This is a genomic window from Rhizobium sp. RM (assembly GCF_013390595.1).
Classification (GTDB): domain Bacteria; phylum Pseudomonadota; class Alphaproteobacteria; order Rhizobiales; family Rhizobiaceae; genus Agrobacterium.
The window spans coordinates 652,825-674,932 of sequence record NZ_JACAWV010000008.1; the positions used below are offsets into that span (position 1 = coordinate 652,825).

The window sequence follows — 22,108 nt, forward strand, 5'->3', positions numbered from 1 at the left end:
TGGCCGCTTACCTGGCGGCCAGAACCTTGCCGGGGTTCATGATGCCTGCCGGATCGAACGCGAACTTGATGCGCCGCATCAGATCCATTTCAATGCCGGGACGGATCGAGGCAAGTTCATCACGCTTCAATTGTCCGATGCCATGTTCTGCCGAGATCGAGCCATTCAGCGACAGAACGATGCCGTGAACGATTTCGTTCATCTCATGCCAGCGGTTGAGGAACTCGGCCTTGTCAGCTCCAACCGGCTGAGAAATGTTGTAGTGAATGTTGCCATCACCGAGATGACCAAAAGCGCAGATGCGTGCTCCTGGTATGGCTGCCATGACAGCCTCTCCGGCTGTCGTCATGAAGTCCGGGATTTTGGAAACCGGCACGGAAACATCGTGCTTGATCGATCCACCTTCGGGTTTTTGCGCATCCGACATGCTTTCGCGCATGTGCCACAGGGCCTGTCTTTGCGCCTCGGATGATGCAATCACCGCATCCTGAACCAGTCCGGCCTCAAAACCCTGCTCAAGCAGCGTCTGCATCATCGTCTCCGCCGTATCGGCCGAATCCGAGGTGGAAATATCAATCAGCGTGTACCATTCATGGGCGCTTTCCAGCGGATCGCGAACGCCAGGAATATGTTTGGCAGTAAATTCCACGCCAATGCGCGGCATCAACTCAAAACCGGTCAGGGCCGTGCCGCACAGATTGGACGCCATTTCGAAAAGCTTGAGCGCGTCTTCGGTGGATTGCAGACCGGCAAACGCCACCTGATGACCGAGCGGTGTGGGGAAAAGCCTGAGAACCGCACCAGTGATGACACCGAGCGTACCTTCCGATCCGATGAACAGATCGCGCAGATCGTAGCCTGTATTGTCCTTCTTCAACCGACGAAGGCCATTCCAGATTTCACCGGTCGGCAAAACGACCTCCAGCCCGAGGCAGAGGTTGCGCATGTTGCCATAAGCCAGAACCGCTGTACCGCCGGCATTGGTCGCCAGATTGCCCCCGATCCGGCACGACCCCTGCGAGCCAAGCGAAAGCGGGAAGATGCGGTTGACCTTTTCCGCGGCTTTGTGAATTTCCTCCAGAATGCAGCCGGCATCGGCGACAATGACATTGGCAACCGGATCGATGTCGCGAATACGGTTCATCCGCTCAAGAGACAGGATGATGTCGGTTCCGTCTTCTCGCGGTGTCTGTCCGCCAACCAGTCCCGTGTTGCCGGTCTGCGGGACGATTGGCGTACCCGTCTCGCTCGCCAGTTTCATGATGGCGGCCACTTCCTCCGTCGAGCCCGGCTTCAACAGGAGCGGCGACGCACCGTGATAGAGGCCTCGGTTTTCCACAAGACGCGGCGCAATTTCCGCTTCGTCGCGGATTGCGTTCTTTTCTCCGACAATGGCGATGAAACGGTCGAGGACGGCATTGGAGAGGGCAGAAGCGGTCATTGGCGTCTCTTTGGGATTGGTGGCTGGGGAGGGTTATGGTCTGGGGGCGGCGGCCCGTGAAAGGCGGTCATTGATCGCCTCACCAAGACCGTTGTTGGGGATGGTCGTAACGGCAATGCTGTCAGCGCCACTCGCATCGGCCGCTTTAAGATAGTCGAAAAGATTGGCCGCCGCTTCGGCCAGATCGCCGGACGGGCTGAGGTCAAGGACGATCCGCGCCTTATCCTCGCCATTGACGGCATGGCCTCCGAAACGGATCAGCGCCTCGTCTGGGGTGACGGATAATGCGCCGAGCCTGACGGCTGCCCCTGGGGCGTAGTGGGATGCAAGCATACCGGGCGCCTCGATCGCTGCGGACGCTTGCCCGGGGCGCTCAAGTTCGGCTCCGGCGACACGTTCGATGTCCTCGGTAACGACGCCTCCGGGACGAAGCAGCCTGATCCGGCCATCCGCCTCCACTTTGACAATCGTGGATTCGACACCGACGGCAGCCGCGCCGCCATCGAGAATGAGATTGATCTTGCTACCAAGATCGGCTTCGACATGTGCTGCACTTGTCGGGCTGATCTTGCCGGAACTGTTGGCGCTTGGCGCCGCCAGAGGTCTGTCGAAATGGCGTATCAGGTCACCGGCAAAACCCTGCGGTACACGCACGCCGACCGTATCGAGACCGGCGGTTGCCAGAGAGTGGATGCCGCTTGCCTGTTTCAGTGGCAGAACCAGCGTCAGCGGTCCTGGCCAGAAGGCTTCGGCGAGTTTGCGGGACGTGACGTCGAAGATTGCGTAACGTTCGGCCATGGCAATGTCGGCCATGTGGCAGATCAGTGGGTTGAATTGCGGTCGCCCCTTGGTCTCATAAATCCGTGCAATCGCGGCGGGATTGGTGGCATCGGCGGCAAGGCCGTAGACTGTTTCCGTGGGCAGTGCGATGGGCATGCCGAGGGAAAGTTCTGCGACAGCTTCTTTGAGTGCTGTCTCCCGCTGGTGTTCGATATCGATGTGACGCGCCATGTCCATACCTTTCACGGCGGTCAATAGCGTATTTAAGGCAGGTATGGAAAGCGCTATCGCGGCTTTAAGGTCAGACCCTAGATCGCATTGATGATTTTGCGCATGTCATCCGACCGCGCGCCCAGCATCAGGACGTTTTTCAAGGCGATTTTAGGGTCATGGGTCTGGAACAGCAGGCCGTCGCGATGGAACGACTTGTTGATCGTTACGCTGCGATCCGGAAGTACGTCCATTGCAATGGCGAAGTACATGCGGGAATAACGCGCATCGATATTTTCGAAGAAATTGTCTGAGCCACTGAGTTCCGCAAAGAAATTGGCGAAATAGAACGACCAGAGCACATGGCGTTGCGCATCGAAACTGGTTTTCGATGCGGTGACGTGACAGTAGCCGAGATGTGGTCGGTCATCGAGAAGATGATGGAACACCATCTTGGGGAAGCGAATGGAATGGTGAAAGGCATTGAGACGGCTGTGCGTCGCGTCTGCGGCGGCTTCCAGCTTGCGCCCGGTTATTTCAGCCACTTCAGTATGGCTGTAATAGGTCCGCTCTTTGGGCAGCCAGCGTTCTTCATAGCGGCTGATGCGTCCCGTACGGAGAAATTCTGAATGTGCGGTCTTCGACCGTACCGGCGTTGTCGCGCGTTTGCTTGCATCAAAGTAGCGTATGCGTGTTGCCTTCTCCACGGACCATACCCTCGTTGCCGCCAATATCCCACTGTAAATTGGGGGATATTAATAGTCCGTTTCGGGGCAGGTGTCGTTTTTTAACGCTGAAAAGTCGCTTCGTGTGCCATATTGCGACGTGTTTGCCGATCGGAATACCTGTCGGATTTCGCTGATAAATGGGCGCGCGACGACCAATATTCGATGTCGCAATTTGTCGCCAATGCGGAAGCCAATGTCGCTGTCTGCGCTCCTGCAAATCTCTACCGGTGTTTAGATGCTTGGCATGTTCCCGCAGCCCGAATTTGCAGATGTCGGGCAGGGTGGATCGATCGAGGATGTGGCCATGGAATTGCGTGATACCGTTTTGCGCCAGCTTAAGAACCGTCGTGAGGGTTTCAGTCTCGAACAGCCCTTCTATACGGACCCGGACTATTTCAAGCTGGACATGGAAACGATCTGGTACCGCGACTGGCTGTTCGTCGCCCATGATTGCGAAGTACCAAAGCCTGGCACTTACGTTACGGTGCAGATCGGCGCCTATTCGGTCATTGTCGTGCGTGGTCGCGATGGCGCAATTCGCGCCTTCCACAACTCCTGCCGTCATCGCGGTTCGCGCGTCTGCACGTCTCACAAGGGGCAGTCGGCCCGTCTGGTCTGTCCTTATCACCAGTGGACTTACGATCTGGATGGCAAGCTGCTCTTTGCCCGCCACATGGGTGAGGATTTCGACAAGGGCGAATTTGGCCTGAAGCCCGTCGCCTGCGAAAGCGTCGCGGGTTACGTGTTCATCTGTCTCGGCGCACAGCCGGCGGATTTCTCACCGGTCAGGGCCGAGGTGGAGGCCTACATGGCGCCGCACCGCATCCAGGAAGCGAAGGTTGCGCACGAAAGCACGATCATCGAAAAGGGCAACTGGAAGCTTGTCTGGGAAAACAACCGTGAGTGCTACCACTGCGCGGCCAACCATCCCGAACTCTGCCGCACCTATCCGGAAAATCCAAGTGTGACGGGGACCGATGGCGGTGCAAGCGACCCTGAGATCGGCGGTCATTGGGCACGCTGCGAAGCCGCTGGTCTGCCGAGCCGCTTCAAGATCGACCCGAAGGGGCAGTTCCGCGTTGCCCGCATGCCGCTGATTGGCGAAGCGGAAAGCTATACAATGTCGGGAAAGCGCGCTGTGAGGCGCCAGCTTTCTGATGATGTGACGATCAGCCATATCGGCGCATTGCTTCTGTTCCATTACCCGACGACCTGGAACCATTTTCTGGGCGATCACTCCATTTCCTTCCGCGTGTTGCCGCTCAGCGCCGAAGAAACCATGGTCACCACCAAATGGCTGGTTCACAAGGATGCGGTGGAAGGTGTCGATTACGATCTCGAAGAACTGACGCATGTCTGGAACGAGACCAACGATCAGGACCGCCGCATCGTTGAGGAAAATGCGTTCGGCATCCGCTCGCCCGCCTATGAACCTGGCCCTTACTCTATGGAGGATGAAGGCGGTGTGATGCAGTTCGTCAACTGGTATGCCGACTTCATGGTCGACCGGCTGTCCGGCGACAAGGCAAGGCTTTCTGCAGTCGCGTGATCCGAAGATGAACATGGCCGTAAGTTACAAGCACATCGATGAAATGAAGCCGTGGAGCGACAAGCTCCACCTCCTGGAGTGCGTTTCGGTGACGCCGGAAACGCCTGATGTAATGACGTTCCTGTTCCGCTCGGAGGACGAGAACTGGTTCCGGTATTTGCCCGGCCAGTTCGTCACCCTGGAGCTTCCGGTCGGGTCTGAGCCGCTGTTTCGCACCTACACATTGTCATCCAGTCCCTCGCGGCCTTACTCTCTTTCGGTGACAGTGAAGGCACAGGCCAACAGTATCGGCACGCGCTGGATGTTCGAAAACTTGCGTCCAGGCATGAAAATCAGGGCGCTCGGACCGCTCGGCGATTTTTCTTACGTTCGTCACCCCGGAGAGAAGTATCTCTTCGTCTCGGCCGGGTCGGGCGTAACGCCGATGATGTCGATGGTGCGCGACATGAGCGATCGTGCACCGCAAAGCGATATCGCCTTCATCAACTGCTCCCGTTCGCCTTCGGATATCGTTTTCCGTCACGAACTCGAATATCTGGCGCGCTTCATGCCGAAGTTGTCGCTAGGCTTCATTGTCGAGGGCTGCGGAAGAACCGATTTGTGGTCGGGTCTCAAGGGCATGATCGACAAAGCGAAGATCGCATTGCTTGCGCCGGATTTCATGGACCGCACCGTATTCTGTTGTGGCCCGGAACCATTCATGGCGGCTGTGCGCTCGATGCTGGAGGCATCGGGTTTCGACATGAGCCGTTACCATCAGGAAAGCTTTGCCCCTGCTGCTCCGGTCTTCGTCGGTGAGAGCGCCGTCATCGATGCGGATGGCGAGGCAATGGCAAGTGTCGGCTTCACGCTGTCGGGCAAGGAAGCGCCATGCCAGCCGGGCCAGACGATCTTGATGACGGCCCGTGCTGCTGGAGTGCGTATCGGCGCTGCCTGCGAATCCGGCATCTGTGGCACCTGCCGCGTGCTCAAACTCTCGGGCGAAGTTGAGATGAGCCACAATGGCGGAATTCTCGATGAGGAGATCGAAGAAGGCTACATTCTTGCCTGTTGCTCACGTCCCTTGACCGATGTGAAGGTCGAAGCGTGATGTCATCCTCCATCACGTTGTGATGGAACTAATTTTCCCCTTTTGCGTTAGCTGCGTATCGGGTTCTTTTCGGGTTTCACGGGGCTGACCGTTATCGCCGACTAGAATGGACGATAACCGGCGTGCAGAGCAGCGCGCGACAGCAAATGGAGGAAACACCATGCTGAATTTCCGGACAACGAGCGTTGCCACAGCGCTCGTCGTGTTCCTGACAAGTTTTACACCTTCGCAGGCATTCCAGGTTCCGGTCCCGACACCGAAGCCGGTTTCGACTGCGTCGGATATTGTCGTGCCGGTCCAGTATCGTGAATGGGATAGGAGAAGGCCACCAGGCGATCGTATGTACCGTCCGCGTCCGCCCCGTGACGGCTATTATAATGGCCATCGCGGCTACAGGGATCGCCGCCCCGGTTACCGTTATCACAACGGCTATTGGTTCCCGCTGGCAGCCTTTGCGGCTGGCGCCATCATCGGCGGCGCGGTGGCACAGCCGTCACGTCCCGCCTACGGTGGCAGCCATGTCGAATGGTGCCAGAACCGTTGGCGTTCGTACCGTGCTTACGACAACACCTATCAGCCGAACAGTGGTCCGCGACGCATTTGCGTTTCTCCTTACAGCCGCTGACGGTTGTGTTCGAAAACCCGGATCATTTCCGGGTTTTCGGCCCTTAGGGGCAGATCTGGTAAACGACACGTGATTGCAGCGTTAATGCTGGGTTCAGGCGAAAACTCATAGCCTGAGACATGTAAAAGCCGCGCCAGGGCTGAAAATTGGCCAAAATGGAGAAAACCAGATTCACAATACGGCCTAGTGACCGTCGTGAATGGAGGAAGTCAGATGAAAAGCTATGTTAAGACTATCTTTGCTGCTGGTCTTTCTGCGATCATGGTTGCAGGCGCTATCGTTCCGGCGCAGGCCCTGCCATTGACCATGGCGCCGAAGAGCGTCGAAACGGCAGGCAGCGATGTGGTGAACGTGCAGTACTATCGTGACCGCTACGAGCGCCGTGGCTGGTATAACGGCCATCGCGGTTATCGCGATTACCGTCCGGGTTACCGCCATCGCGACGGTTACTGGTTCCCGCTTGCAGCCTTCGCAACGGGAGCGATTATCGGCGGTGCGCTGTCTCAGCCACGCGAAGTTTATCGCCCGGTACCGGAATACCGTCCGCGTCCAGTCTATCGCGAATATCGTCCGGTCTATCGCGGTGGCATGAGCCGCGCGCACGTGAACTGGTGCTATGGCCGTTATCGTTCCTACGATGCCGGTAGCAACACGTTCCAGCCATATAATGGTCCGCGCCAGCCCTGCTATTCGCCTTACGGCTGATCGCATAAGCGCTCAGATTGACAGGAAAGCCGCCCCGCCCGGGCGGCTTTTATTTTGGCCGATCAGAGAATGCGTGCCCGTTTCAGCACGAACCAGGCGAGCGCAACCGAGATGACGATGAACAGGCTCGCTGACAACGTTCCTCCTGTGCCAACCGTAAACGGCAATTCATCCGTATTCATGCCGAAGAAACCCGTCACAAGCGACGGCGGCAGAAGAAATGCGGTCATCAGGGAGAGAATGTAAAGGTGGCGGTTGGTCTCGGACGAGAGTTTGGAATCGATTTCCTCGTGCAGCAGACGGGCTCGTTCCTGCAAGGCGTAGACATCGTGGTCCACTGCCTCAAGACGTCCCATCAGGCGTGAAGCAACATCCTCGAAGCCATCCGGCATCTCGTCTTCATCCACGGCCGATGCGCGTCGCATCAATGTCAGCACTGTGCGAAGGTGGCGGTGCAACCGGACGACCGTGCGACGGAGCGGCGCAAGGCGACGCCGTTCGTCGCGTGTCTCGCTGTCGTAAACGAGATCCTCGATCGTGTTGAGTTGCTCCGTGGTTTCCATCACCAGGCTGATGAGCGAACGTTGAAATTCCGCGACCAGACCCTCAAAGACATGTGATGGCGTCGTGTAGCGGTTGGCGTTCTTATCAATTGCCGCTTTCAAGCGATCCACCGAGCGCAGCGGTTGAAGGCGCGTGGTGATAATGAAGCGATCACTGACCGCAAAGTGCAGCCATCCGAAGTCACGCGTTTCTTGATCGAAATCGCGCTGGAAATCGACCAGCGTACCGTAGAGCGACTTTTCGTCGACGGTGATGGACGGATGCGTCTCATGGGTGGTGAGAGTCGCACGCGCGGTCGGATCGAGACCGGGGATCGTTTCTAGAAAGCCTGCCACGCGCTGGTCTGCCAGATTGAGATGCAGCCAGAAAAACCCACCACAATCGACCATTTCGTTGAAACCGGCATCTGGCGCCAGCCGCCGGCAGGGCGCTTTTCCAGGCTGGAAGTGATAGGCCCAGACAAGGCCGGGGATAATGGGTGTTACGAGATCCATCGTGGCAGTCCTGACCGGCTGGATGGGAGGAGGGGAAGCATCCGTCGTTTCGGAATGAAACGGCGGCGGCAGCGCGGCACTTTTTTGAGGGCCGGTCCCGCGTGGTTTCGACCCAGGCCGCATGCAGAGCAAATTCATGTGACAGTTTCATAACGGTGACGGTCATGGCTGGCGGGAATTTTCAAATTGACGTTTACGTAAAAATAATTTAGCCCGAAAACAGCATAGTACGGAACAGCTTCGGGAGGAGGCAGGATGTATACCGCGCCGGTAGACGACATTGCGTTCACGCTCAAACATGTCGCGGGCCTTTCAGATGCGCTGGCGAGCGCCGCGCTGGGTGACCTTGACGAAGATGTGGTGGATGCCATCCTGCACGAGGCGGGTCGTTTTGCGACGGACCAGGTTGCACCGCTTGCCGACATCGGTGACCGTCAGGGCGCCCGGCTTGTGGATGGCAAGGTCAGCACACCGGATGGCTGGGCCGATCTGTATCGCCGCTGGGCGGAAGCGGGCTGGAACAGCCTGACGGCGCCGGAAGAGTTTGGCGGCCAGAACCTGCCGCACATGCTGAACGTCGCTGCCCTCGAAATGTGGAACTCCGGTTCCATGGCCTTTGCGCTGGCGCCCACATTGACCATGGGCGCAGTCGAGGCCCTGGTGGCGCATGGCAGCAATGACCTTAAGCGCGCCTATCTTCCCAAACTCGTTTCCGGAGAATGGACCGGAACCATGAACCTGACCGAGCCCCACGCCGGCTCGGATCTCGGGGCGCTGAAAGCGCGTGCCGAACGTAAGGCCGACGGCACTTACAGGATTTTCGGCCAGAAGATTTTCATTACATGGGGCGAGCACGACGCGGCGGACAACATCATCCATCTCGTTCTCGCGCGCCTACCCGATGCGCCGGCCGGAACCCGCGGCATTTCGCTGTTCCTTGTTCCTAAATTCCTCCTTGATGACAACGGTCGTCCTGACGGCAGAAATGACGTGTTCTGCCATTCGCTGGAACACAAGCTGGGTATCCACGGTTCGCCAACCTGCACGATGATTTTCGGTGACGGCAAGTTCGGAGAGGAAAAAGGCGCGCTCGGCTGGCTGGTTGGTGAGGAGAACAAGGGCCTCGCCTGCATGTTCACGATGATGAACAATGCCCGCCTTGCTGTTGGAATGCAGGGCGTGGCAATCTGCGAGGCAGCCACTCAGAAGGCGATTGCCTATGCCAGGGAACGTACGCAGGGCAAGGCGCCGGGCTGGCAGGGTTCCGGCATGAGCCCGATCATCGAACATCCCGATATCGCCAGAACGCTTCTGACGATGAAGGCGCTGACGCAGGGTTCGCGGGCGATTTCCTTCAGTTGTGCGCACGCCATCGACATGGCGCATGCCGCTGAAAACGATGTGGATCGCAATCACTGGCAGGAGCGTGCTGCCCTGTTGACCCCGATCGCCAAGTCCTTTTCCACTGATGCGGGCGTTGATGTCGCTTCTCTGGGCATTCAGGTGCACGGCGGTATGGGCTTCATCGAGGAAACTGGTGCAGCCCGTTACCTGCGCGACGCGCGCATCGCACCGATCTATGAGGGCACCAACGGCATCCAGGCAATCGACCTCGTCATGCGTAAGCTGCCCTTGTCCGGCGGCGCGCAGGTGCGCGGCTTCATTCAGGAACTCAAGGAGATCGCCGCGCGTCTTTCCGCCTCCAACCGGGACGATCTCGGCAACACGGCGACCTATCTGGAGACGAGCCTTAACGATCTCGAAACAGTCACGGATTGGCTGCAGGAGCGCATCAAGAGTGGCGAAACCGATATCGCCCTTGCTGGTGCAACCCCCTATCAGCGGCTCTTTGGCCTCACGTTGACCGGTGCCTACCTTGCCAAGGGTGCGCTTGCTTCCGTGGATGATGGCAAGGGTGCGCATCGTGCATTGTTGTGCCGTTTTGCTGCGGAAAACCTGCTTGCTGAAACGGCGGCACTCAAGGATCGCGTCATGAGCGGCGCAGCAAGTCTTGCAGCGGCGCGTGCCGTGCTCGGTTGAGGAGAACTGGATGTCTGACGTTCATATTCTTGTCGAACGGATCGCCCATGCGCCGGAAGTTCTGGCCATTCGGTTCAACCGGCCTGAAAAGAAAAACGCCATTACCGACGCCATGTATCGCCGCATGGCAGAAGCCCTTGTTGCAGCCAACAATGACCCGGAAACACGCGTCGTTGCGTTTCTCGGCACGGAAGGCTGCTTTTCTGCCGGGAATGACATGGCCGATTTTCTGGCCTTCGCGATGGCCGGTGGCAAGGGCAAACTCGCTGTTCTGGATTTCCTGACGGCGCTGGCAACCTTTGAGAAACCGCTGGTTTCGGGCGTGGATGGACTTGCAATCGGTATTGGCACGACGCTGCATCTGCATTGCGATATGACGGTTGCCTCCAGCCGCAGCCTGTTCAAGACGCCCTTCGTTGATCTGGCGCTGGTGCCGGAAGCCGCTTCCAGCCTGCTTGCGCCACGCATCATGGGCCATCAGCGCGCTTTCGCCTTGCTCGCGATGGGAGAAGGTTTTTCTGCCGAGCAGGCATCTGCCGCCGGGCTGGTCTGGAAGGTCACGGAACCGGAACACGTCGAGACTGAGACGCTGGCAATCGCCATGCGTCTTGCGGCCAAACCGCCGGAAGCGCTGAAAATCGCTCGGGATCTGCTGCGCGGCAAGTCGGACGACGTGTTGGCCCGCATAGAAGACGAGGCGCGGCATTTTGTGGCGCGTTTGCAGAGCGCGGAAGCTAGAGCGGCCTTCGAAGCATTCATGCGCCGTTAAGCGTGCCCGAGGGAATTTCCGGTTATTAAGGAACTCGGCAATATCTGCCGGGTTAGATCGCGAAATCCGCCATCAGCCGAAAGCCGAGCCCATGCGAAAAACTGTCTTCGCCGCGATTGCCATGATCCTGTCGACCTGCGTGGCACAGGCGGCCGCCGTGTCTCCACAAATGTCATATCCGCTTGGGCAGGACATCATTCTCGCGCAATCGGTCGTCACGCAGGATGGCCAGAACTTTTATTCCGGCAACAACCGTCAGCGTCAGCAGCGTGCACGCTTCGTCTGCGTCATCACGCCGCCTGACAGTGCCAATCGCAACCGGCCATATGTCTGCCCGGTCCAGCAGGGGCGGGTGGGTGGACGTTGCCGCTGCTCCGGCGTGGTGGGCAACGGCAACATCGATACTGCCTGGTAAACAGTCTGGAGACTATTTCTCCAGTGTCGCAACCGCTTCCACATGCGGAGACCATAGGAACTGGTCGACAGGTGTGACGCGGGTCAGGCGATAGCCGCCTTCCATCAGGATGGAGATATCGCGTGCGAGCGTCAGCGGATTGCAGCTCACGGCGACGATCTTCTTGACGGTACTGCGTGCAAGTTCCTTGCACTGAAATTCCGCGCCCGCGCGTGGTGGATCAAACACCACCGCATCGTAATTCTTCAATTCACTCGTCATCAGCGGACGGCGGAAAAGATCGCGCTTTTCCACGCTGACCGGTTTCAGGCCTTGCGTGTTGCGGGCCGCGAAATCGAGTGCCTTGAGCGGCTTGTCCTCGGCTTCCACCGCATGCACTTTACCGATGCGGGCAAGCCTAAGGGCAAACGTTCCGGTACCGGCAAAAAGATCGGCGATGCGCTTCGACTTGCCGATATGGGCGAGAACGAGTTCAGCCATGGCGTCTTCGGCCTCTTTCGTGGCCTGGGTGAAGCTGCCAGCCGGTGGTGATACCGAAACGCCACCGAAATCCAGCAACGGCTTCTGCGGTTCGATGAGGATTTCACCGGAAAGCGAGACACGCGCGATGCCGCGCATGGAAAGCACTGTCTCTGTAAGGGTGCGGCGCTGCTTGTCGCTGACAGACTTGATCCCCTCAATGGAGATATCGAGGCCGGACAGTATTTCCAGCACTGTCATGCGGAACGGTTCCGTATTCGAAGGCAAGGTAATGCCGATGGCGCGCAGCGCGTCGAGCCGGGACACGATGCCCGGCGACATGACGGGACATTCCTCGATGGCGACGATGTGGTGGCTGTTTGCCTGGCTGAAACCCAGCAGCAAGCCCTTTTCCGTCTTGCGGGCGGCGAACACCGCACGGCGGCGCTCACCGGGGCGACAGATCACGAGATCGCCGATCTCGGGCGTCAGGCCTTTCGATTTCAGGGCGGAAACGACCAGATCGCGTTTGAAAGCGCGATAGGCATCTTCCGACAGATGCTGAAGCGAGCAGCCGCCACACGTACCATTCTTGCCATCGGGGCCAAAATGCCGACAGGCTGGCTCACGGCGTTCCGGCGAGGCCTCTGCAATCGACATCACGGTACCCTGGTCTTTGACCCGTGCGATGGCGACAGTTTCGCCCGGCAAGGCGAACGGCACGTAGACCGTGCCGTCGGGACAGTGCGCGATGCCGTCGCCCTGAGCGCCGAGGCTTTTGATTGTGACCGTCTGCGTACTCATGGCTTTTCGCCTCCGAGAAGAAATTCGATATTGCCGTCTCCACCGGAAATCGGCGAGGGGATAAGGCCAAGACTTTTCCAGCCCATGTCCTCTACCAGCCAGCGCTCCAGCTCGGCTGCAACGGCCGGTGCCGTCTCCGGCTCCTTGAGAAGCCCTGCCTTGCTGATGGCATCCCGGCCAGCTTCGAACTGCGGCTTGACCAGAAGTGCGGCAAAACAACCCGGAGCGGCAAGCTGTAATGCCGGTGCGAGCGCGAGCTTGAGCGAAATGAAGGAGACGTCGGAGACGATGAAGCTGATGTCTCTGTCGTCGATATCGTCGCCGGTCAGATAACGGGCGTTCAGTCCCTCGAGATTGGTCACACGCGGATCGTTTTCAACGCGGGGATGCATCTGCCCGTGACCGACATCGATCGCTGTCACGTGCTCTGCGCCGCGCTGCAACAGCACTTCTGTGAAGCCCCCGGTTGAGGCTCCGACATCCAGACATTCGCAGCCGGATGGGTCGAGCTTGAAATGATCGAGAGCTGCGACGAGTTTGAGGGCCGCACGCGAGACATAATCCTGCGCGGGGTCGCTGATGGCGATGTCGGCGTCCGCGGCAACGGAGGCGCTCGGTTTGGTGACGATCTTGCCATTGACGCTGACGGTGCCACGGCTAACGGCATCCCGCGCCCGCGATCGGCTGGCGAAGTGGCCCAGCGACACGAGAAGCTGGTCAAGTCGTTCATTTTCAGATGTTTTGGACATGGAAAACGTCAATGACTGCCAAAAGTCGCGGATGCAAGCGATTTATCATTTTGAGCGGTCCAGCGTCGCTCAAGTGCGTGCGCCAAGGTGTTATACATCACAACCAATTAATTCAATTTAAAGGCTTGTCGTGCACTGTCCGGGCAACGGTCTGTGCGGCCACTGGAACTGCCATGAAGGCACCTTCTCCAAATTCCTGAATTGTGGCCGTTGCGGCTTCCACGCCTGCGCTTGGGCGTGCCTGCGGCGGTGCGCTGAGAGAGCCTGCGATGTCGCTGAAAAACCTCCCGATCAACATAAAACTTATTGCCACGTTCTTCGCCTTGATGAGCGTCTGTCTCCTCGCTTCCGCAGTCGTCTTCTGGCAGACCCTGGGCAGCGAGCGGGTTGCGATTGAAAACAACAGAACCAACGACATCATTCAGTCGGTGAACGCTGCCAAGGCGGCGATGCTGGAACAGGCCGTCAACCAGCGCGGCTTTCTGCTGTTCCGCAGCGACAGCACCTACAACGACGTTTTCGCCCAGCGTGAGTTGATGCTGAAGAAGCTTGCAGAGGCACGCACACTTGCTGCCGACAAGCCGGAAATTCTCAAAGCCATCGACGAGATGCAGGCGACGGCAACCGTGTTCTTCAAGGAGCTGGCGGAGCCGCAGATCGCGGCGCGCAAGACCACGGAAGCACCGATTTCCGAAATCATCGAAATCGGCCGCAACCAGGCCAAGGGCCAGCTCGACGGTTTCCGCGCCGCGGCTGCCAAGATCAATGATCAGCTTGAGGGCTTGTCCAGCACCTATTCTCAGGAACAGGCCGAGGCGGCCGACAATCTGAAATTCGCGCTGCTCGGTGGCGGTGCTGTGGCCGGTCTGTTGGCCGTGGGCCTGATCTGGGCGCTGTCGCGGGCAATCGTCACGCCAATCGTCGGCATGACGGCAGCGATGAGCAGGCTGGCGGAAGGCGATCTTGCTACGGAAGTTCCGGCCGTCGACCGCCAGGACGAAGTGGGCAAGATGGCAAAGGCCGTACTTGTCTTCAAGGAAGCCGGGCTTGAGAAATCCCGCCTTTCCGGCGAAGCCGAGCGCATGCGCTCCGTCACCGAGAACGAACGCCGCAGAAACGAAGAAGAAAAGGCGCGTGACGAGGCTGCCAACACTTTCGCACGTGATGAGCTTGGCAAGGGACTGGCCGCTCTTGCCGATGGCGATCTCGCTTACCGGATCGAAGCGCCGTTCGTACCGGCAATTGAACCGATCCGCCACGACTTCAACAATGCCGTCGCGAAACTCCAGCAGGCTCTGCGCACGGTTGGCGAAAATGCAGCAGCCATCAATGCGGGTGCTTCCGAGATGCTGTCGGCTGCCGATGATCTGTCGCGCCGCACCGAACAGCAGGCCGCCTCCATCGAGGAAACGGCAGCCGCGCTGGAAGAGGTAACGACCACGGTTCGCGATTCCGCCAAGGGCGCGGAAGAAGCCGGCAACCTGGTCCAGCGCGCTCGCGCCGGTGCTGAAAAGTCCGGTGTTGTTGTCCGCAAGGCAGTGGCCGCAATGAAGGAAATCGAAAAGTCCTCCGGCGAGATTGGCAACATCATCGGCGTGATCGATGATATCGCCTTCCAGACCAACCTCCTGGCGCTCAATGCCGGTGTTGAAGCTGCCCGTGCGGGGGAAGCAGGCAAGGGCTTTGCAGTTGTTGCTCAGGAAGTGCGCGAACTGGCGCAACGTTCCGCCAATGCCGCCAAGGAAATCAAGAGCCTGATTGGTGCATCCAGCCAGCAGGTCGAAAACGGCGTCAATCTCGTCGATGAAACCGGCAAGGCGCTGGAGCGCATTGTTGCCGAGGTCGAAGAGATCAATGCTCACGTCAGCTCCATTGTTACGGCTGCACGTGAACAGTCGACCGGTTTGCAGGAAATCAACACGGCCGTGAACACCATGGATCAGGGCACCCAGCAGAATGCTGCGATGGTTGAGCAGCAGACGGCGGCAAGCCATGCACTTGCCCGTGAAGCCGAAGCCCTGAACGGTCTGCTGGGTCAGTTCCGCATGGGCGGAATGGGCGGCGCGACCGCAACCCGCACCGCATCGGCACCGCGCTCTTCCGCGCAGCCAGCCTTCCAGCCGGCAGCAGCGCCGATGAAGAAAGCCGCTCCGATCAAGGCAGCATCGGCTGCAGCGCGCCCGGTGGCCTCTCCGGCCCGGGCACTTGGCCAGAGCCTTGCGCGTGCTTTCGGCGCCAAGCAGGACGCGGCTGTTTCGGCCAAGGAACAGGACTGGACGGAGTTCTGAGACACTCCGAGAAAGATCGCTAGATCACAAAAAACCTCCGCGAAGCTCTCTTCGCGGAGGTTTTTTCATTTTCGGCCGAGTGGCGAAGCTTGCTTATCCCGCAAACCCGACATCGATCCGGCGTTGGCCAAGTGCGTTGAAGACCGTCGAGACGATCCCTGCGCGGTCGAGGCCAGCGTCGGCATACATGGTTTCCGGCTTGGCCTGCTCGACCCACAGATCGGGAAGGGTCAATGTTCGCACCTTTGGCCCGTGATCGAGCAATCCAGCGGACGCCATGAAATGCAGAACATGGGCACCGAAACCGCCGACAGAACCTTCTTCGATTGTGACAAGAACCTCGTGATGCGCCGCAAGCTGGCGGATCAGATCAAGATCGAGCGGCTTGGCAAAGCGCGCATCGGCCACCGTCGTGGAAAGGCCCGCGGCATCGAGATCTTCCGCCGCGGCAAGGCATTCGGCAAGACGCGTACCGAAGGAGAGCAGGGCGACCTTGGTACCCTCCTTGATGATCCGGCCTTTGCCGATTTCAAGGATCTGGCCACGTGTCGGCATTTCGATGCCGACACCTTCGCCACGTGGATAACGGAAGGAGATTGGACCCTCGTCATAGGCTGCTGCGGTGCGGACCATGTGCTTCAGTTCGGCTTCGTCGGATGCCGCCATCACCACCATGCCGGGCAGGGTGGCAAGGAAGGTCGTATCGAACGAGCCTGCGTGGGTCGGACCGTCCGCGCCAACGAAACCGGCACGGTCGATCGGGAAACGAACTGGCAGATTCTGGATCGCCACGTCATGCACGACCTGATCGTATCCGCGTTGCAGGAAGGTCGAATACAGCGCGCAGAACGGTTTGTAGCCGTCTGCGGCGAGGCCCGCAGCAAAGGTGACAGCATGTTGTTCGGCAATGCCGACGTCGAAGGTGCGCGCCGGGAAAAGTTCGGCAAGCTTGTCCAGCCCGGTGCCGTTCGGCATGGCGGCGGTCACGCCGACGATCTTCTCGTCAAGTGTGGCTTCCTGCACGAGAGCTTCGGCAAAAACGCTGGTGTAGCTCGGTGCGTTCGGCTTGGCTTTCGCTTGCGCGCCGGTGATGACATCAAACTTGTTGACACCGTGATATTTATCGGCCGCCGCTTCGGCAGGAGCGTAACCCTTGCCTTTCTGCGTCACAACATGAATGAGGACAGGACCTTTCTGGTTGTCGCGCACGTTGCGCAGAACCGGAAGCAGGTGCTCGAAAGAGTGACCGTCGATTGGGCCGATATGGTAGAAGCCCAATTCCTCGAACAATGTGCCGCCGGTCACGTAACCGCGTGCGTGGGTCACCGCGCGGGTAATGGCACGGTCCACCGTCTTGCCGAGATAAGCGGTCAGTTTCTTGCCGAAATCACGGAAACCCATGTAGGTCCGGCCAGAGGCGAGGCGGGCGAGATAGGCACTCATCGCTCCCGTAGGTGGTGCGATCGACATGTCGTTGTCGTTCAGAATGACGATCAGCCGCGCATCGAGCGCACCAGCATTGTTCAGCGCTTCGAATGCCATGCCCGCCGACATGGAGCCATCGCCGATCACCGCGATAACCTTGCGGTCGCTCTTGTCCAGTCCGGCTGCAACAGCCATGCCAAGACCGGCAGAGATCGACGTAGAGGAATGGCCAGCGCCGAAATCGTCGTATTCGCTTTCAGCACGACGGGTAAACCCTGACAGGCCGCCTTCCTGACGCAGCGTGCGAATGCGATCGCGTCGTCCGGTCAGGATCTTGTGCGGGTAACACTGATGCCCGACATCAAAGATCAGCCGATCTTCGGGCGTGTTGAAGACCTTGTGGATGGCAATCGTCAATTCCACCACGCCGAGACCCGCGCCCAGATGCCCGCCTGTCTTCGACACGGCATCGATCATCTCGTCGCGCAATTCCCTGGCCAGCTGCGGCAGGTCGCGATCGTCGACGTCCTTGAGGTCGGATGGGAGTTTCACCCGGTCAAGCAATGGTGTCTCTGGCATTCCGGTCAATCGTTCGGCCTTTTCTCGTCATCGGCAAAGCGCGCCTTCCTCCGTTTCCCGAGTAGCGTTCAGCTCTGCATGTCGTTCACTTCTATCGAATTTCAACCCTCGGGCAAAGGGACAAACTCTTCTTCGTCGCCCGGAACGATATCGAAGCGTCCGGTTCTCCACTCCTGTTTGGCTTGCTCTATGCGTTCTTTTGATGACGAAACGAAATTCCACCAGATGTATCGGCGTGAATTCAGTGCCTCGCCACCGAAGATCATGATGTGACAGCCGGTTGCTCCGCCCTGCAGCGTGATGTCGTCGCCGGGGCGGAAGACCAGGAGCTGATCGGCTGCGAAGACATCACCCGCGACCTCGAGCGAACCGGAAAGAATGTAGATCGCGCGTTCTTCATGGTCGGCGGAAAATGGGAATTTGACGCCCGGTTCGAGATTGAGGTCCACATAGAGCGTATCCGTAAATGCCGAGACGGGAGAGGACAGTCCCTTGAAATTGCCAATCACGACGCGTCCGGAAACACCTTTCGTATCGATCAGAGGCATCGCCTCCTTGCCGGTATGGGCAAAGGTCGGTGCGATCTCTTCCATCTGATCAGGCAATGCCAGCCAGGTCTGCAGGCCGGACATCGAAAGCGGATGGCCGCGCAGATTTTCCGGTGTCCGTTCCGAATGCACGATGCCGCGCCCGGCGGTCATCAGATTGATGTCTCCTGGCCGGATGACAAGCTCCGTACCGAGGCTGTCACGATGCTTGATTTCACCGTCGAAGAGATAGGTGACGGTGGAAAGGCCGATATGCGGATGTGGTTTGACGTCGAGCGCTTCGCCGGCTTTCAGGATTGCCGGGCCCATGCGGTCAAAAAAGATGAACGGGCCAACAAGCCGTCGCTGCCGTGTTGGCAGGGCGCGACGCACAGCGAAGCCACCAATGTCGCTGGAACGCGGAATGATGAGATTTTCGATGGCATCACAGGCGAAGGCATCGCCCGCGGCAGGATCATTTCCGGGAAAGAAGGACATCAACACTCTCCAAAGTCGATCTCGGCAGAGTAGCACAAAGCCGCGCCCTTGGCAGATCGCGATAGTAAACAGTGCGTCAGTCTTTTTGCCTCAACCGCCTGAGCGCTCAACCATCAAAGCGGCCGCAACGCTCGGATCGGTAGACCATTGGTTGCTAGTTCGGCAATTCTGATATGATTGCCGAACTCAAGCTATGTATTATTCGCCGTCGAGAGGTTCGACGCCCTGCGGTCTGCCGGCGCGGTCAAGGCGGATTTTTTCGATACGCTTCTCGGCTGCGTTCAAAAGCGTTTCGCAGTGTTTTTTCAGGGCTTCGCCACGCTCGTAGATGGCGATGGATTCGTCCAGAGCCACGTCGCCGCGCTCCAGCCTTGCGACAATGCTTTCCAGCTCGGCGACAGCTTTTTCGAAAGAATAACCGCTGACGTCGGCTGTGTTGGCATTTTCCGTCATATTCAACCCTTCATCATTCTCAAGATATGCATGGCTGCCGATTCCGCCAGCCCTTCCAGATCATAACCACCTTCGAGCAGGCTGACGACCCGGTTTGACGCGTATTTGTCGGCCATTTCCAGAAGACGACCCGTCGCCCAGTCGAAATCCTCGCCGACGAGATTGATGTGCGCCAGCGGGTCGCGGTGATGCGCGTCGAAACCGGCGGAAATGATGATCAGGTCAGGCGAAAAGTCGGTAATTGCTGGCAGGACTCGCGACTTGAATGCCTCGCGAAAATGGTCACTGCCGGTATTCGGCGAAAGGGGCGCGTTGACGACGTTGTTCTTGACGCCGGTTTCGTTCTTGTCGCCACTCCATGGATAAAGCGGCATCTGGTGCGTGGAGCAGAACAGCACCGATGTGTCGTTCCAGAAAATGTCCTGCGTGCCGTTGCCGTGGTGGACGTCCCAGTCAACAATGGCGACACGTTCGGCGCCATGAACCTTTTGTGCATGGCGGGCGGCAATGGCGGCGTTGTTGAAAAGGCAGAAGCCCATCGCCTTCGCGGTTTCGGCATGATGGCCAGGCGGGCGGGCAGCGACGAAAACATTGTCGGCCTTGCCGGAAAAAACATCATCCACACCGGCCATCGCAGCGCCAATTCCGGTCAGCGCCGCCTGTAGGCTTTTCGGCGAAGCATAGGTGTCGGCTTCGATACGGTTGAGCTCTCCATCTTCTTCCGGAATGCTGCGCATCACGGAAAGCAGATGCTCTTCGGGATGCGCCAACAGCACGACATCTTCATTCGCCTGCGGTGCCTGCTTGCGCTCCAGCCTTTCGAAATTGGGATGCTCGAGGGCAATATTCAGGGAGCGCAGGCGATCAGGCCGCTCGGGATGGCCTTCAGGCACGATGTGTTCGAGAAAAATCGGATGTTCGTAGAGGCGCGTCGTCATTCTTTCCCTCCCGGAAAACGATTTGTCAGGCGCGTTGTGGCAGGAGCGGGTAACCGGCCATGACGGCACGGCCTGTCAGAGCTGCCAGCAGCGCCTTCAACGCGTCACCGGGAATGAAGGCCATCGAACCGAGAAACGCCTTGGTAAAGCCCATGCCGGTGACCAGAGCCAGATATGTGATGCCGAAAGCATAGAGGACGACAACGCCGCCAATCAGGCTGGCAACAAAAAAGCCTGCGCCCTGTGCCAGCGCCGACTGATTGCGGTTTACCAGCTTTTCCGAAAGATAGCCGGTGACGAACACCGCGGCGATCCAGCCGATCAGGAAGCCGGTCGTTGGCGTGGTGAAGATAGACAGGCCGCCGCGCCCGCCGGAAAGAACCGGAAGACCGATGGCGGCAATGAGAATGGTCAGAAGCACGGCCAGCGTGCCGCGTTTTGCACCGAGCACCACGCCCGCCAGCATCACACCGAGAGACTGTGCCGTTATCGGGACTGGAATGAAGCCGAGCGTAATGGGCGGCAACAGCCCAAGCGCAATAATGATGGCGGCAAACAGCGAGATCAGCACGAGGTCACGGGTTTTCATGGCAGCGGTTCCTGATGATTGTCAGGCTGTCAGCTTTGGCCTCTGAAACCGCGCGCGTCAATGGCGTCGGCAATCGCGTCCGCATCCTTCAACGTTATAATGATGACAGGAACGATGATTGTACCGGGTTTGGCCGGCACGCCGCGCGCCCGGTGCGCATCCTTCACCGCATGATAACGGTTGACGATTTCCGGCACGAAACGCACCACGAGCCCGACGGCAAGGCCAATGTCGGCGGCTCGGGCAAGTCCAAGTTTTTCAAGCGGTTTTGCCGCCAGAGTTATCTCGTCCATAAACTGCGAAATGCTGACAGTGATGGTGATCGCCGTGGCGAGAAAAGCAAGCGAGGTCAATCGCAGCAGCGCAATCGTAGCATCATTTGCAGAAACAAAGGCGTAGCTGAAAGCGGCAACCAGAAGAATTGTCAGCATCACCGGACGAAGCCGGAAGGCGATATCCTTGAGGGGTAAGCGTGTCTGCTGCAGAACGACAGCGGCGACGATAACGGCCGCTGAGAGCAGCACGAGGTCACGCGTCAGGAACAACGCGACGCTGAAAGCGGCAAGCGCGACGAGCTTGATGCGCGGAGAAAGTCGGTGAAGCCAGCCAGATCCCTCAACGTGCAGCGATTTCATGATGCGGCCACCTGCAGATAGCGGTCGATCGCTTCTTCGGGTGCCGCATCGGCCACCAGCGATCCCTGATGGAACACCAGCACCCGGTCGAAATTTGCCAGTAGCGGTAGATCGTGGGTGATAACGATCAGATCCTGCGACAGCGACGCCATTGTCTTTTCGACAATGGTGCGGTTTTTCAGGTCGAGCTGATTGGTCGGCTCATCGAGGATCAGCACTTTCGGCTCCGTGACGAGAAGCGCAGCAAGGGCCGAAAGCTGCAACTCGCCGCCGGACAGTTCGTGGGCACGTCTGTCTTCGAGATGGGCAATGCCAAGATTGGTAAGGACTGTTTTTACTCGTCCCTCTGTTTCCGCTTTGCCAAGGCCAAGCCGCTTCAGGCCGAAGGCGATATCCTCGCGCACGATGGGCAGAATGATCTGGTTATGTGGGTTTTGAAAAATGAACCCGACAGTCCTGAGTACGGCCTCTGCGTCCCTCACGGTATCGAGGCGGTTGACTGTGACTTTACCGCTTGTCGGTTTGTTGAGGCCGTTGATGAGGCGGGCGAATGTCGTCTTGCCCGAACCGTTGAGACCAACGACGCCGATACGCCGTTCCGTGAGTATCAGCGACAGGGGGAGCAAGATGTGTCGGCTTTCGATGGTCACGCCGGCTGCTTCGAAACGAATGTCCAAGGTGCTGATGTCCTTACGAACGGAATGCGAAAACGGGGAACATTTCGCATGAGGTTCCGCTCAAATCATAATCGAGA

At 58.6% G+C, this 22,108-nt stretch carries 21 protein-coding genes; 8 read left to right on the forward strand and 13 right to left on the reverse strand.

Annotated features, from left to right (window positions below; genetic code table 11):
* Positions 1 to 7: 7 nt before the first annotated feature.
* The 3 genes from HWX89_RS12100 to HWX89_RS12110 form a co-directional block, all read right to left on the reverse strand.
* Positions 8 to 1,441: an FAD-binding oxidoreductase gene (locus HWX89_RS12100; protein ID WP_138794710.1), complete on the reverse strand. Its 1,434-nt coding sequence runs from the start codon at positions 1,439 to 1,441 to the stop codon at positions 8 to 10.
* 33 nt (positions 1,442 to 1,474) lie between these two features.
* Positions 1,475 to 2,452, reverse strand: a complete 978-nt coding sequence (locus HWX89_RS12105; RefSeq protein ID WP_138794711.1) for an L-threonylcarbamoyladenylate synthase — start codon at positions 2,450 to 2,452, stop codon at positions 1,475 to 1,477.
* Between the two features lie 77 nt (positions 2,453 to 2,529).
* The gene (locus tag HWX89_RS12110) at positions 2,530 to 3,138 is read right to left on the reverse strand and encodes a DUF6656 family protein (protein ID WP_138794712.1); all 609 of its coding nucleotides are present in this window, start codon (positions 3,136 to 3,138) and stop codon (positions 2,530 to 2,532) included.
* A gap of 325 nt (positions 3,139 to 3,463) precedes the next feature.
* Here HWX89_RS12110 and HWX89_RS12115 point away from each other — a divergent pair, with 325 nt between their 5' ends.
* From HWX89_RS12115 to HWX89_RS12130, 4 genes are all read left to right on the forward strand, one after another.
* A complete protein-coding gene (locus HWX89_RS12115) occupies positions 3,464 to 4,708 on the forward strand; it encodes an aromatic ring-hydroxylating oxygenase subunit alpha (RefSeq protein WP_138794961.1) in 1,245 nt (414 codons plus the stop codon).
* A 7-nt stretch (positions 4,709 to 4,715) separates the two neighbouring features.
* A complete protein-coding gene (locus HWX89_RS12120) occupies positions 4,716 to 5,798 on the forward strand; it encodes an FAD-binding oxidoreductase (protein ID WP_138794713.1) in 1,083 nt (360 codons plus the stop codon).
* 160 nt (positions 5,799 to 5,958) lie between these two features.
* Positions 5,959 to 6,423, forward strand: a complete 465-nt coding sequence (locus HWX89_RS12125; protein ID WP_138794714.1) for a BA14K family protein — start codon at positions 5,959 to 5,961, stop codon at positions 6,421 to 6,423.
* A gap of 213 nt (positions 6,424 to 6,636) precedes the next feature.
* Entirely contained in the window at positions 6,637 to 7,128 is a 492-nt protein-coding gene (locus tag HWX89_RS12130) for a BA14K family protein (RefSeq protein WP_138794715.1), read from the forward strand.
* Positions 7,129 to 7,190: 62 nt separating this feature from the next.
* Here the strand turns inward: HWX89_RS12130 and HWX89_RS12135 are convergent, their stop codons facing one another.
* Positions 7,191 to 8,186: a transporter gene (locus tag HWX89_RS12135; protein ID WP_138794716.1), complete on the reverse strand. Its 996-nt coding sequence runs from the start codon at positions 8,184 to 8,186 to the stop codon at positions 7,191 to 7,193.
* 255 nt (positions 8,187 to 8,441) lie between these two features.
* Between HWX89_RS12135 and HWX89_RS12140 the strand changes: the two genes are divergently transcribed.
* The 3 genes from HWX89_RS12140 (at position 8,442) to HWX89_RS12150 (ending at position 11,410) form a co-directional block, all read left to right on the forward strand.
* On the forward strand, positions 8,442 to 10,226 hold the full coding sequence (locus tag HWX89_RS12140) for an acyl-CoA dehydrogenase (protein WP_138794717.1): 1,785 nt from the start codon (positions 8,442 to 8,444) through the stop codon (positions 10,224 to 10,226).
* A 10-nt stretch (positions 10,227 to 10,236) separates the two neighbouring features.
* Positions 10,237 to 10,995 (forward strand): crotonase/enoyl-CoA hydratase family protein, encoded by a 759-nt coding sequence (locus HWX89_RS12145; protein ID WP_138794718.1) that lies wholly within the window; start codon positions 10,237 to 10,239, stop codon positions 10,993 to 10,995.
* 91 nt (positions 10,996 to 11,086) lie between these two features.
* Positions 11,087 to 11,410 (forward strand): hypothetical protein, encoded by a 324-nt coding sequence (locus HWX89_RS12150; RefSeq protein ID WP_138794719.1) that lies wholly within the window; start codon positions 11,087 to 11,089, stop codon positions 11,408 to 11,410.
* Positions 11,411 to 11,422: 12 nt separating this feature from the next.
* Here HWX89_RS12150 and HWX89_RS12155 read toward each other — a convergent pair whose 3' ends face one another.
* Positions 11,423 to 12,673: a class I SAM-dependent RNA methyltransferase gene (locus tag HWX89_RS12155; protein WP_138794720.1), complete on the reverse strand. Its 1,251-nt coding sequence runs from the start codon at positions 12,671 to 12,673 to the stop codon at positions 11,423 to 11,425.
* Positions 12,670 to 13,422 (reverse strand): TlyA family RNA methyltransferase, encoded by a 753-nt coding sequence (locus HWX89_RS12160; protein WP_138794721.1) that lies wholly within the window; start codon positions 13,420 to 13,422, stop codon positions 12,670 to 12,672. Before HWX89_RS12160 ends, HWX89_RS12155 begins: the two co-directional genes overlap by 4 nt.
* A gap of 269 nt (positions 13,423 to 13,691) precedes the next feature.
* Between HWX89_RS12160 and HWX89_RS12165 the strand changes: the two genes are divergently transcribed.
* Entirely contained in the window at positions 13,692 to 15,710 is a 2,019-nt protein-coding gene (locus HWX89_RS12165; RefSeq protein ID WP_138794722.1) for a methyl-accepting chemotaxis protein, read from the forward strand.
* 93 nt (positions 15,711 to 15,803) lie between these two features.
* On the opposite strand, the gene dxs is transcribed toward HWX89_RS12165, so the two are convergent.
* The 7 genes from dxs to HWX89_RS12200 form a co-directional block, all read right to left on the reverse strand.
* Positions 15,804 to 17,723 carry a 1-deoxy-D-xylulose-5-phosphate synthase gene (gene dxs / locus HWX89_RS12170; protein ID WP_138794723.1) on the reverse strand — a complete coding sequence of 640 codons (1,920 nt, stop codon included), beginning with the start codon at positions 17,721 to 17,723 and terminating at the stop codon, positions 15,804 to 15,806.
* A 92-nt stretch (positions 17,724 to 17,815) separates the two neighbouring features.
* On the reverse strand, positions 17,816 to 18,739 hold the full coding sequence (locus tag HWX89_RS12175; RefSeq protein WP_138794724.1) for a pirin family protein: 924 nt from the start codon (positions 18,737 to 18,739) through the stop codon (positions 17,816 to 17,818).
* 198 nt (positions 18,740 to 18,937) lie between these two features.
* Positions 18,938 to 19,192, reverse strand: coding sequence for an exodeoxyribonuclease VII small subunit (locus HWX89_RS12180; protein ID WP_138794725.1), 255 nt, complete (start codon positions 19,190 to 19,192; stop codon positions 18,938 to 18,940).
* Positions 19,193 to 19,194: 2 nt separating this feature from the next.
* Positions 19,195 to 20,130, reverse strand: coding sequence for a histone deacetylase family protein (locus HWX89_RS12185; protein ID WP_138794726.1), 936 nt, complete (start codon positions 20,128 to 20,130; stop codon positions 19,195 to 19,197).
* Positions 20,131 to 20,155: 25 nt separating this feature from the next.
* A complete protein-coding gene (locus tag HWX89_RS12190; RefSeq protein ID WP_138794727.1) occupies positions 20,156 to 20,719 on the reverse strand; it encodes a biotin transporter BioY in 564 nt (187 codons plus the stop codon).
* Between the two features lie 29 nt (positions 20,720 to 20,748).
* Positions 20,749 to 21,354 (reverse strand): energy-coupling factor transporter transmembrane component T family protein, encoded by a 606-nt coding sequence (locus HWX89_RS12195; RefSeq protein WP_138794728.1) that lies wholly within the window; start codon positions 21,352 to 21,354, stop codon positions 20,749 to 20,751.
* Positions 21,351 to 22,031, reverse strand: a complete 681-nt coding sequence (locus tag HWX89_RS12200) for an energy-coupling factor ABC transporter ATP-binding protein (RefSeq protein WP_138794729.1) — start codon at positions 22,029 to 22,031, stop codon at positions 21,351 to 21,353. Before HWX89_RS12200 ends, HWX89_RS12195 begins: the two co-directional genes overlap by 4 nt.
* Between the last annotated feature and the right edge of the window lie 77 nt (positions 22,032 to 22,108).